This window comes from Dyella koreensis (genome assembly GCF_044904565.1).
Classification (GTDB): domain Bacteria; phylum Pseudomonadota; class Gammaproteobacteria; order Xanthomonadales; family Rhodanobacteraceae; genus Dyella_D; species Dyella_D koreensis.
On record NZ_JADIKD010000010.1, the window covers coordinates 513,495 to 526,478 of the forward strand.

The 12,984-nt window shown below is 64.1% G+C and carries 8 protein-coding genes; all 8 read right to left on the bottom strand.

Annotation, left to right across the window (positions count from 1 at the left end):
- Window positions 1–12: 12 nt before the first annotated feature.
- Window positions 13–1,452, bottom strand: coding sequence for a siroheme synthase CysG (cysG, locus tag ISS97_RS11865; RefSeq protein ID WP_379986459.1), 1,440 nt, complete (start codon window positions 1,450–1,452; stop codon window positions 13–15).
- Between the two features lie 29 nt (window positions 1,453–1,481).
- Window positions 1,482–4,193 carry a molybdopterin-dependent oxidoreductase gene (locus tag ISS97_RS11870; protein WP_379986457.1) on the bottom strand — a complete coding sequence of 904 codons (2,712 nt, stop codon included), beginning with the start codon at window positions 4,191–4,193 and terminating at the stop codon, window positions 1,482–1,484.
- The gene (locus ISS97_RS11875) at window positions 4,190–5,446 is read right to left on the bottom strand and encodes an NAD(P)/FAD-dependent oxidoreductase (protein WP_379986456.1); all 1,257 of its coding nucleotides are present in this window, start codon (window positions 5,444–5,446) and stop codon (window positions 4,190–4,192) included. Before ISS97_RS11875 ends, ISS97_RS11870 begins: the two co-directional genes overlap by 4 nt.
- A gap of 274 nt (window positions 5,447–5,720) precedes the next feature.
- On the bottom strand, window positions 5,721–6,059 hold the full coding sequence (gene nirD / locus ISS97_RS11880; protein WP_379986454.1) for a nitrite reductase small subunit NirD: 339 nt from the start codon (window positions 6,057–6,059) through the stop codon (window positions 5,721–5,723).
- A gap of 5 nt (window positions 6,060–6,064) precedes the next feature.
- Window positions 6,065–8,635, bottom strand: coding sequence for a nitrite reductase large subunit NirB (gene nirB, locus ISS97_RS11885; RefSeq protein WP_379986452.1), 2,571 nt, complete (start codon window positions 8,633–8,635; stop codon window positions 6,065–6,067).
- 21 nt (window positions 8,636–8,656) lie between these two features.
- Window positions 8,657–10,009 (bottom strand): MFS transporter, encoded by a 1,353-nt coding sequence (locus tag ISS97_RS11890; RefSeq protein WP_379986451.1) that lies wholly within the window; start codon window positions 10,007–10,009, stop codon window positions 8,657–8,659.
- A gap of 277 nt (window positions 10,010–10,286) precedes the next feature.
- Entirely contained in the window at window positions 10,287–11,540 is a 1,254-nt protein-coding gene (locus tag ISS97_RS11895) for a histidine-type phosphatase (RefSeq protein ID WP_379986450.1), read from the bottom strand.
- A gap of 71 nt (window positions 11,541–11,611) precedes the next feature.
- Entirely contained in the window at window positions 11,612–12,697 is a 1,086-nt protein-coding gene (locus ISS97_RS11900; RefSeq protein WP_379986884.1) for a phosphatidylinositol-specific phospholipase C1-like protein, read from the bottom strand.
- Between the last annotated feature and the right edge of the window lie 287 nt (window positions 12,698–12,984).

Sequence of the window (12,984 nt, forward strand, 5' to 3'; positions counted from 1 at the left end):
AGAAAGCCACGCTCACGCCGGCTCCGCACAGGCCATCTGCGCAGCCGCCGTAGCCGGCCGTTGGGTGATGAGTTCGCCAAACCACGCGCGATCACGCGCCATCGCTGCCACCTCCCCGATAACCAGCAGCGCTGGCGTGCCCACCGCGTGCTGCCTGGCCAGGGCCGGCAGCGCGTGAAGCGCGCCGGTGATCACGCGCTGCCGCGGCAGCGTGCCGTTTTCGATCAAGGCGAAGGGCGTATCGGGCCCACGTCCGTACTCAAGCAGGCGTGCGGTCAATACATCGATGCGTTCCACTCCCATATAGATGGCCAAGGTCTGGCGATGATTGGCCAGCGCGTGCCAGTCCAGTGTATCGGTCGCGTCTTTGCCATGCGCGGTCAGCAGGCAGACCGACTGGGCATAGTCGCGATGCGTCAACGGAATACCCGCATAGGCGGCGCATGCCACCGCGGCGGTAATGCCGGGCACGATGTCGCAATCGATACCATGCTCGCGCAGGAAAGCCATCTCCTCACCGCCCCTGCCGAATACAAACGGATCGCCGCCTTTGAGCCGCACTACGCGCTTGCCGGCCTGCGCATGCATGAGCATGAGCTGATGGGTGTGGTCCTGCGGTACATGGCGGCCGGCGCAACGCTTGCCGACATCGATGCGTTCGGCGTCGCGTCTGGCCATCGCCAGGATGTCAGCACTAACCAGCTGGTCATGGAGAATCACGTCGGCCTGATTGAGTGCGCGCAACGCCTGCAGTGTCAGCAACCCGGGATCGCCCGGTCCGGCGCCCACCAGGGTCACCGAGCCCTTGCCCGGCGATACGCCACGCGTGTTCAACGCACTCAACAAGGTCCGCTCAGCTTCGGCGGGCTGGGCGCGGCGGAGCAGCGGCAGCACGGGACCATCGTGCAGCCAGTCGTAAAAGCCGCGACGCTCCGCCAGGTCGGGAAAACGAAGCACGATACGGGTGCGATGCTGCTGTGCAAGCGTCACCAGCGCCCCCAGCGTGTGATCCAACAGGCGCTCCAGCATCTCGCGCAGGCGGCGCGCCAGTGCCGGCGCCGCACCGGCGGTGGAGATAGCCACGATCAGCGGTGAGCGATCGACCACCGCAGGCACGTGGAAGCGCGATAGCGACGCGTCATCGACCACGTTCACAAGGAGGCGCCGCTCCGTCGCATCCGCGGCAACCCGTGCATTGAGGTCACGATCATCCGTCGCGGCAATCGCCAGCCACACACCATCAAGCCAAGCCGGCTGATAGCCGCCATGCAACCACTCCACCTGCCCTTCATCCGCCAACCTTGCGAGGGCGGGATGCAATTGCGGCGCGCCCACTCGCACTTTCGCGCCCGCACCAAGCAAAGCGGCAACCTTGCGCTCGGCTACCGTGCCGCCGCCGATCACCAGCACCGGCAACCCTTTCAAATCAGCGAATAGCGGATACAGCTTCATAGCTTGCCCTCGGTGATGGCTTCATCGCTTCACGCGCTCGCCTCCGCGTGCATCTCGACAATCAGTTGCCGCAACTCCGGTACGCAGGAGCCGCAATTGCCGCCCGCACGCAGGCTGGCGGTGATCTGAGCAGGCGTTTCCAGCCGCTGCTCGCGAATCGCTGCGCAAAGGGTGTTGCGCCCCACCCCGAAGCACGAGCACACGATGGGTCCGCTGTCGGCGCCAGCATCCGGTGGCTCGCCGGCCAGCAGGCCGATGCGATCGCTTTCCTCGAGCCGGTCCAGCGCAAAAAGGCCGGCCAGCCATTGGCGCGCCGGCAGGTCCTGGCGTGCGGAAAGGAACATGCACGCTTCGATGCGATCGTCGATCACATAGGCGGCACGATAGACGCCACTGCTGCGGTCTTCGTACTCCAGCCAGTCGGCGTCGGGATCGTCGACGCCAAGCCACGCGCGCGCCCAGGCCCCGCAATCCGCCAGCCGATCGCGATGAGCGATCTCGTAGCGCAGAAAACGCTCGCCACGGATGAGCGTCCAATAGCTCGGCCCGGCCGGCGGAAACGGCCGCCGGCCGAACGCAAACCCATACCAGCGCACCGGGAACGGCTCCACCATCACCGGCGTGTGCTTGAACTCCGGCTCGCCGGAAACAGGATCCACCACCGGATTGACCAACCCGCCGACACGCGCATCGGAGGCGAACTGGTCGTTCCAGTGAATAGGCACGAACACGTGGCCAACGAGGATGCCGCCACCATGGCGCACGCGCGCAACCATTGCCCCCCAGCGCGAATGCACTCGCGCCAGCTCGCCTTCGCGCACGCCGAAGCGCAGCGCGTCATGCGGATGCATGTCGATGTACGGCTCGCTGACATGTCCCGCCAACCGGGAAGATTTTCCGGTGCGCGTCATGGTGTGCCACTGGTCGCGCACGCGGCCGGTATTGAGCACGAGCGGATACTCGGCATCGGGCGCATGCGCAGGTGCGCGTCCGGGTGTAGCGATGAAGCGCGCGCGGCCATCGCTGTGCGCAAAGCGACCGTCCGCAAACATGCGCGACGACCCTCTTACCTCGTCGGTCACCGGCCACTGCACCGGCACGAGGGCGTCGTAATCTTGCTGGCTTAGTGTGGCGAGCGCGCCGAGGTTGAGCTGCCGCTGCGCCGCCGGCAAGCCGTCGCTTTGCGGTTCATGATTGCGGAAAGCGGTCAGCCGCGCGTGCTCTACAAAGATATCGCGTGGTCCACCGAACTGGAAATCACGCCCGAAGCCCATCCGCTGTGCAACGTCGCAGATGATCTGCCAGTCGGCTCGCGCTCCGCCCGGCGCCGGAAGAAAGGGCCGCTGGCGGGAGATGCGCCGTTCGGAGCTGGTCACCGTACCGTTCTTCTCGCCCCAGCCAAGCGCAGGCAGCAACACATGGGCGAACGCATTAGTGTCCGTCGCTTCGACAATGTCGGAGCAGACCACCAGTTCACACGCTTCCAGCGCACGCTTCACGCCATCGGCATCGGGCAGGCTCACCACTGGATTGGTGCCCATGATCCACAGTGCCTTTACCTTGCCCTGCAACACCGCATCGAACAGTTCCACCGCCTTCAGTCCTGGCTGGGAGGCGATGTGCGGCGAATCCCAGAACGACTGCACGATGTCGCGATGCACGGTGTCGTGCAGCTCCATATGCGCGGCAAGCATGTTGGCCAGCCCGCCCACTTCCCGGCCACCCATGGCGTTGGGCTGCCCCGTGATCGAGAACGGCCCCCTCCCCGGCTTACCGATACGTCCGGTGAGCAGATGACAATTGATGATGCTGTTGACTTTGTCCGTACCGCTGGACGACTGGTTCACGCCCTGCGAGAACAGGCTGACGGTTTTCTCGTGACGTGCGAACCAGCGGTAGAAGGTCAGCAAGTCGGCCAACTGCACACCACAGATGCGCGCCACCTCGGCGGGGTCGCCGGCATCGGCGTCGGCCGCCGCCAATGCCTCCACCAGCCCTTTCGTATGTGCATCGACGAAGGCGGCGTCCATCGCACCATGCCGGAACAGGAACGACAGCAGGCCGTTGAACAGCCAGACATCGGTGCCCGGCTTGATCGGCAAATGCAGATCCGCCGATTCGCAGGTCGCGGTGAAACGCGGGTCGATGACCACGATGCGCACACCTGCGCCTTGCTCCTTGGCTGCGACCATGCGCTGGAAGATGACCGGGTGGCACCACGCCGTATTCGAGCCGACCAGCACGATAAGTTCGGCCTGCTCCAGATCCTCATAACAACCCGGCACGATGTCCTCGCCGAATGCGCGCTTGTGTCCTGCTACCGCCGAGGACATGCACAGGCGCGAATTGGTGTCGATGTTGGCGGTGCCGATGTATCCCTTGGCCAACTTGTTGACGACGTAGTAGTCCTCGGTCAGCAGTTGGCCGGACACGTAGAAGGCCACCGCATCCGGGCCGTGGCTATCGATAACTTGGCGAAAGCTATTGGCCACGCGATCGAGTGCTTCGTTCCAATCCGCTCGCCGTAGCGCACCGCCCGGTTCGCGAAGCATGGGGTGGAGCAAACGCCCCTGCAGATCCAGAGTCTCGCCCAGCGCGGCACCCTTCACGCACAGCCGGCCGAGATTGGAGGGATGCCGGGGATCGCCCGTTATGCTCACCCCACCATCGGCACCGGCGCTGGCAAGTACGCCGCAGCCGACGCCGCAATACGGGCAGGTGGTGGCGAGCGCGCCGCTCATGCCGCCACTCCGGTGCTTCCCGCAGCCGATGGCTGGCAATAACTACGGCCGAACAGCAAGCGATCACGCCACGGCGCAATGTCGGTGCCGTTCTGGATCAGCTCGAAATACCAGCCGCCATCCTTCGCATCGCCATACAGCACCGCACCGACGAGACGGTTTTCCCTCAGCACCAGCCGCTTGTAGATGCTACGGCGCGGATCGCGCAACACCAGATCCTCGGTGCCTGCGCCGCCGATGAAGTCACCCGCCGAGTACAGGTCGATACCGGTGACTTTCAGGCGGGTTGCGCTTTCCCCCGCGCGATAGCGGCGATGCCCGAAACGCGCCAGATGCGCGGCGCATACCCGCGCCTGCTCCCACGCAGGCGCCACGAGGCCGAAGGTTGCCTTGCGGTGCTGCACGCACTCGCCTACCGCGTAGACGAGCGGATCGTAGGTCTGCAAGGTGTCGTCGACCACGATGCCGCGCTCACAATAGATACCGCTCGATTGCGCCAGCGCCATATCGGGACGCACACCCACCGCCATCACCACCAGGTCGGCATCGATACGACTGCCATCGGCCAGCGCCACGCCTTCCACGCGCTCCCGGCCGTACAGCGAAACCGTATCCGCATCGAGACGCAGCGTGAGGCCTCGCGCCTGGAGGTTGCTGCCGAGCAATTTCGCCGCGTCGGCGTTGAGCTGCTGGTTGAGCAACACATGGCTGCGATGAATCAGGCTCACCTGCATGCCGCGCCGGGACAAGCCATTGGCCGCCTCGATGCCCAGCAGGCCGCCGCCGATCACCGCAGCGCGCTGGTAGGTATCGGAAGCCGCCACCATGCGCTCCACATCGTCGATGCCGCGAAAGCAGACCACGCCCGGCAAGTCATTACCCGCCACCGGCAATACCACCGGCTGCGAGCCGGTGGCGATCAGCAGCCGGTCATAAGCGAGTTCGACACCCGCGCGCGACCGCACGCGTCGACGCACCCGGTCGATCGCCACCACCGGATCACCGGCGTACAGCGCAATGCCATGCGCGGCATACCACTCCGGCACGTTGAGCATGATGTCGTCCGCATGTTTCTCGCCGCTGAGCAGCAGCGAGAGCATGATGCGGTTGTAGTTGCCGTAGGGCTCGGCGCCGAACACGCTGATGTCGTACAGGTCCGGCGCGAGTTGCAGCAGTTCCTCCACCGTGCGGATCCCGGCCATGCCGTTGCCGATGACAACTAGCCGAGGGCGACGCTGATGAAGTATCGCCATCGTCATGATGCCTGGAAGGCTCGCAGGCCGCGCCGCGTGGCGCAGAGAAGACTGGCCGTCTTGGCAAGCCGCGCGGCGCGGCCTGCGAGCCTTCCAGGCATCACCCCATCCTTAAATTTTATACGTGGGGCCCACCCTGTCTGTTCGCATGCCTTCGGTCCGCCGTCTCGACAGACCACCAGTCTGCCTTCGCCGACGGCCCTGCGGCCTGCGAACAGACAGGGTGGGTGACGATGGCGATACTTCATCAGCGTCGCCCTTGACCGCTTTCCACTCATTGACTACCGCGCCTGACCAACACGCGGTCATCTTGCAAGCGTACCTGCCAAGTGCGCACGGCATGTTCCGCTGATTCCAGGCATTCGCCGCTACGCAGGTCGAAGTGCTGTTTGTAGATCGGCGACGCCACCACGATGCGCTCACCCAGGCTGCCCACCAGCCCGCGCGACAACACGGCGGCCTGCGAATGCGGATCGATATTGGCGATGGCGTAGAAGTCGCCCTCGCCGACGCGGAAGATGGCTACTTGCTCGCCGTCCACCAACGCGCACACACCGGTATCGGGAACGATATCGTCGATGCCGCAAACGGCAGTCCATTCGCTATGGCTCATCGTCATCACTCCGCCAGTACCGTGACCGGTATGCGGGCCTTTCCGCCGCGTTTCTCTTCCGCTGTTGCCGGGCGTATCTGCCCGCGTTCCGGTACGAAGACGACGTGGTCGTCACTGGCCTCGCTATTGACGAAGTGCTGGAAACGGCGACGCGTTTCCGGATCGCTCACGGCGCGCTTCCACTCGCACTCGTAGGTATCCACCACGAGCTTCATCTGCGCCTCCAGCTCAGCGGCGATGCCCAGCCGGTCGTCGATGACGACGCTGCGCAGATAATTCATGCCGCCTTCCAGGTTGTCGCGCCACACACTGGTGCGCTGGAGCCGGTCGGCGGTGCTGATGTAGAACATCAGGAAACGGTCGATGTAACGCACCAAAGTGGCGGTATCCAGGTCGCCTGCCAAAAGTTCCGCGTGGCGCGGCTTCATGCCGCCGTTGCCGCACACGTAAAGGTTCCAGCCTTTTTCGGTGGCGATCACGCCCACGTCCTTGCCCTGCGCCTCGGCGCACTCGCGGGTGCAGCCGGACACGGCGAATTTCAGTTTGTGCGGCGAACGCAAACCCTTGTAGCGGTTCTCCAGATCGATCGCGGTGCCGACCGAATCCTGCACGCCATAGCGGCACCAGGTGGAACCCACGCAGGACTTCACCGTACGCAACGACTTGCCATAGGCGTGCCCCGATTCGAAGCCGGCGGCGATCAGCTCCTCCCAGATCAGCGGCAGTTGCTCAAGCCGCGCGCCGAACATGTCCACGCGCTGGCCGCCGGTGATCTTGGTGTAGAGGCCGTACTTCTTGGCCACCTGGCCTACAGCGATCAATCCGTCGGGCGTCACTTCGCCACCGGGCATGCGCGGCACGACGGAGTAGCTGCCGTCTTTCTGGATATTGGCGAGGAAGTAATCGTTGGAGTCCTGCAGCGAGGCATGCTCCTTCTGCAGCACGAACTCGTTCCAGCAAGAGGCCAGGATGCTCGCCACGGTAGGCTTGCAGATATCGCAGCCCAAGCCATGGCCATGGCGCCCGAGCAGTTCATCGAAGCGGCGGATGCGCTCCACGCGGACCAGGTGGTACAGCTCCTGGCGCGAGTAGGCGAAGTGCTCGCAAAGATGGTTGTTCACCGCCAGCCCCTGGCGCTTCATCTCCGCCTTCATCACCTGGGTGACCAGTGGCACGCAGCCGCCGCAAGTCGTGCCTGCGCGCGTTGCGACTTTGAGAGCGCCGATCGACGTGGCGCCCGCGATGACGGCATCGCACAACTGCCCCTTGGACACGTTGTTGCACGAACAGATTTGCGCGGCAGCCGGCAACGCGTCGATGGCGAGCCCCGGCCTGGCCTTGCCGTCGGACGAAGGAAGGATGAGGAACTCGGGCGATTCAGGCAGTTCCAGGCCGTTGAGCATCATCTGCAGCAACGTGCCGTACTCGGCGGCATCGCCTACCAATACGCCACCCAGCAGCCGCTTGCCGTCCCCGGACACCACCAGCTTTTTGTAGACCTGCCGACGCTCGTCGCTGAACTGGTAGCTGCGGCTGCCCGGCGTCGCGCCGTGGGCATCGCCGATGCTGGCGACATCCACGCCCATCAGCTTGAGCTTGGTGGACATGTCGGCCCCGGCAAACTCGGGCAGGCTCGGCGCTGGTTTACGCGTAAGCAAGGCGTGCAAATGGTTGGCCACCACGCGTGCCATTTCGTAGCCCGGCGCCACCAGGCCGAAGATCTTCCCGCCCCATAGCGCACACTCGCCGATGGCATAGACATCGCGGTCGCGCGTGCGGCAGAAGTTATCGACCATGATGCCGCCGCGCTGGCCCACGCCCAGTTCGCTCTGGCGCGCCAGTTCGTCGCGCGGGCGAATACCGGCGGAGAACACGATGAGGTCGGTATCGAGATGGCTGCCGTCGGCGAACGTCATGCGATGGCGTGCCGTTTCGCCGTCGACGATGGCCTGTGTGTTCTTTCCCGTATGCACGGTCAGACCGAGATCCTCGATGGCCCGCCGCAGCATCTGCCCGCCGATGTCGTCCACCTGCACCGCCATCAGGCGCGGCGCGAATTCCACTACATGGGTCTCAAGCCCCATATCGCGCAGCGCCTTGGCGCACTCCAGCCCGAGCAGGCCGCCGCCGACTACGACGCCATGCCGGGCACGCGCGCCCCACTGGGTCAGTGCATCCAGATCGTCGAGCGTGCGATAGACCAGGCAGCCCGGCCGATCGTTGCCGGGAATCGGTGGCACGAACGGTGTCGAGCCGGTGGCCAGCACCAACTTGTCGTAAGGGATGACTTCACCGTCGGCCGTCGTCACACGCTTGAACGCGCGATCAATCTGCACGGCGCGCATGGCGAGCCGCAGATGCAGGCCCGGCTGCTCGAAGAATCCAGGCGTCACCAGCGAGAGATCGTCCGCGTTCTTGCCCGCGAAGAATTCCGACAGGTGCACCCGGTCGTAGGCCGGGCGGCTTTCCTCGCACAGCACGGTGATATCCAGGTCATGCAGCTGGAGCGCCACCAATTCTTCCAGCAGCTTGTGCCCCACCATGCCATTGCCGATCACGACAAGCTTCAGCGCCATCTCGATGGCCTCCCCGCCCCGTCAGTCGATTGCCAGCGCAGCAGGCGCCGATGCGTCGGCACGCCCCTGCTGCAAGGATTCCCGGTAAAGCCGTTCTTCGTGGGCCGTGTGCTCATGGCTGAAGCGCACGGCGAGCGCGCACAGCGAACCAGCGATCACGAAACCGCCCAGATACATAAAGGTGTGTTGCACCGAACCGGTGGCTTTCTGCAGGAAACCCGCAGCGACGGCCCCCACATTGCCCCCGGCGCCGACGATGCCGGCAACGCCACCGAGCGCTTTGCGATCAATAAAAGGCACCAAGGCATAAGTTGCGCCGCAGGCCATATGCGTGCACAGCCCAAAGGCGAGCATGGCGGCCACGGCGGTGCTGGCTGCCTGCGCTCCCGAGAACCACAGCAGACCCACGCCCTCCACCAGCATCAGGATGCATAACAGTCGCGCGCGCGCCGGCAGGCCGTGTTTGCGCGCGAGGCGATCCGACGCCAGACCACCCAATGCGCGCGCAAACAACGCGAGCAGCCCGAAGCAGCCTACCGCCAGTCCCGCCGAACGAAGGTTTAGTCCGAAGCGGTCCACGTAATAGCCGGCAGCCACGCCATGCACGAACAATTCGATGCCGAAGCAGCCGGCATAAGTGACGAACAACATCCAGACGCGATAGTTGCGCGCAGCGAGCCGGAACGCGCTCCAGCCACCGCCCTTACCACTATTTACGGCGATACCGCGCTTGCGCAGTTCGCGGTAATCGCCTTGTGGACAGTCCTGCGTGTACTTCCAGTACAGCACGCCCACGACCACCATCAACACGGCCGGAACAAGCATCGCCACCCGCCACCCCAGGCCGCTACTCACGCCCAGCGCAACCAGGCCTGCAAGCACCCATGGCATGGCCGCTTGCGCCGCGCCGCCACCGGCATTGCCCCAACCAGCCGTTGTCGCATTGGCCGTGCCCACGACATTGGGCGCGAACATCACTGACGTGTGGTACTGCGTGACCACAAAACCCGCGCCGACGATACCGATCGCCATGCGCACCAGCAGGAAAGACGTGTAGTCGCGCGCCAGCAACATGCCGAACACCGGCAACGATCCCAACAACAGCAGACCAGTATAGGTACGACGCGGCCCCAGGCTGTCGCATAACGGGCCGATCAACAGCCGTCCAAAAATAGTGACGGCGACGGCAGCGATATTGATGTTGGCGATCTGATCCGCGCTGAGGTGGAACTCGTCTTTCACCAATGGCATCAGCGGCGCCACGGCGAACCAGGCGAAGAAGCACACGAAGAACGCCAGCCAGCTGAGATGGAACGCGCGCATGGGTGGCGTGCGCCACTGAAACAATTCGATCCGCGTCGCTTTGCCCGACATGTCCCCTCCCCGCGAAGATGACGAAGCGGTAAGCGCTCTAACGGCATCGCTTATCGCCGACCTTTAGCCCGCCCCATGATGCTGCTTTGCAACATGCATGCCATCCACAGAATCCCTTCCGTGGCGCGGTTTCTCGGGGAAAGTCAGTTGGCAAAGCCGCCTTTCGTGCACCAAAGGCAGTGCGCGGCAAGAAAGATTGCACCATTGCAGTGCATCATTTTTGGAAGATCAGATCGGCGAAGCGGCGATATGCATTCGCCAGCGTCGCGCGCGCAGGCTACCGGGCACGTGCTGACGCCCGCCGCAAACGGGAAACCACGTTCTCCAATGGACACCAGCCATGGCGATCGGCGGTACATCCATCGAGCGGCAGATCAAGCGTGAAAGGTTCGACCGATCCATCTTTCGCCTGGAGCCGGCGAAGTTGATCCAGGCTCTGCGCCTGATAGAACACGCGCACCTGGCGTCGGTTACTGGATCGCTCCCGCCACACCTCGATACCGAGGGCGCCACCGATCGGCGGATCGTCCTTGGCGTAACCCGGCATCTTGAAATGCAGCCCGAGCACGGAGGCTAACGCGACGATGTTGTTGTCGCTGCCGACCATCACACTGAGGCGTGGCGCCTTGGCGTCCTGCAGCAGATCGATGATGCGCCGGCTCATGACGGAGGCGACGCGATCGGCCATGTAATCGGGACGCGCGTAGATCTCGAACAGCAGTGCGTGCAACTGTGAAAGTTGTTCCCGCCGTGAGGCATCGGTACGCCCCCAACCGACGTCCTGCATCGAGCGCCCTTCCGCATACGCCATCAGGATCGCCTCGGCGGTTCCGGACGTCGTAGCAATGGGGCCACTCAGGACCATGTGCTGCTTATCCGGCGATAGCGACAAGCTGCCGCGCCAGTGGGCGGGCGAACACCAGTCGGGATCGTTGTCACGACCGCAGCCCATGACCGTGGCCATGGTGGTCAGCGCATCGGCGTGCGGCGCAGTGAGTGCATCCGGGCCGTTAGTGGCGGACTGGATAGAGGCGACTGCGTCTGCCGCATTCCATGCGGTGGCGCCAGCTTCGATGGGGTGGAACAGCGGATCCTCGCTGCCCTGCGGAAGATGGCCGACCGCGATGGCGCAGCCAGGCGCAAAGCCCTCGGCCAGGGCGCCGGCGCTGGCGATCGTGCGCTGATCGGTATTGGCCCAGAACCACAGCTGATCCTTCCCTGGACAACCACGCGCCGGAAACAGGCCCGAGTCGGCAAGGCGACGCCGGTCATAGACGCCCATCAAACGGGCGCCGGTGGTGCCATGCGGCGTCAATTCGCTCGGTGGCTGTGACCAGGTCGGCCATGGCTTACCGCGCGCTTCGTCGAGCTGAATCTCACCCGGCAGCGGAGTACGCACACCGTGCCGATACAGCAACACGACACGCTCCAATTGCATCCCTTCCGTGGCCTGTGCGGCCGTAGCGCAGAGAGGGATGCCCGCCATGGCGAGCAGGATCGAAACAACAGGCAGGCAACGGCGCAAACGCATGAGGATGTTCTGGTCAATGGCCAAGGGAGATGCGCGGCCGCGTCGTGCGGGCGTCACGGCACCAAGCGCAATCACGGCGAGAGATCGGCGACCGAGCAAGGCGCTTTCGAGAATTGCGGATTGCAGCGCGCCGGCCGGCCACCGAAACCGACCGCATAGCCGGAAGCCGCGGGTTCGCGCTCGGGATAGTCGGTACTGAGGATCTGCGCGCCGCTGGCCAGCATCGCGTCGCGGCGTGTGGTGTCGTTGCGCGCCGGCTCCTTGAGGTCAGCGTCCGTACGAGTACGCACGAGATAACCCTTTCGAACAAGACTGGCGATGTGGGCAGCGTCACCATCGTTGAGCTCGGTAAACGCCGCGTCGTCCTCGCCCGGCACGGCATTGGTGAACAGTACGCGGCCGCGCAGCGAAGGATGGCCCTTCAAGTAGGCGGGCCCCACCGAGCGTTGGTCGAGCAGAAAGATCACCTTGCCGCGCGCGCTGGCAAGACTCGGCCAGCCGCGCGAGAGAATGGCTGCATTGAGTGTGGCCGCATCGCCGCGCACGTCATCGGGGCTGATGTACTCGCCGCGCGGAAACACCGAACGAATCTCGGCATCCAATGCGTCAAGCGCCCTGCCATCGAAAGGCTCCGGCACGACGGTGGTGAAAGGCATCTGCAACGGCGCCTGCACTGTCTCTAACAGGATGAATAGCGGCAGATGCCCGGGATGCTTGCGCGACCACGAACGGATTTCGGTCAGGCAAGCAGTAAGCGGCTGGCAGTTGCTGCGCTGGTCGAGATCCTGGATATGCATGACCTTGAAGCCGGGTCGCTGCATGACGGTGGGATCGGCGAACGGCGGATCGGCCGGCAGCCCGGCCTTGCGCACGAGTTCGATACCGGCCGGATGCGCATAGCGACCTCCCTTCGCGTCGCCATAAATATCCAGCTCGAGTTGCCGCACCCCGTCGTCCAGCTGCCGCGTGAGCGCCGGATGCGCGTAATCGAGGATGGCAGACATGGCGGGATCGACGCGTTTCCATACAGCCGCTTCACCGGCGGCCAAGCCTGCGTGGTAGCTGTTGTGGCTGCCAATGTACTGCAGCTGATGAAGCCCCAGCGGCGGCACTTCCGCCGCCATCGCGTGCGATGCGAACAACGCAAACCACACCATGAACATGCGCTTCGCCAAAACATGGCACACGAATGGCGCACACCGCTTCGTCAATGCGTACTTGTCTGGCATCGCCTGGCTCTTTGCATGGATATGCGCGCCAAGATGTGCCTTGGCGGAGGATATGGAATTCGATTTCAATCGATCTATATAGTGGTTTTATGTGACGTTTCGATGAATCAAACGGAAATCGTTTAGACGTCTAAACGATGAACGCATCCTTTTCGATTTTCATACCACTGCCATCGAACCTTCACGCAGCCTCACTACTTTCGCCGGCTTCCTCG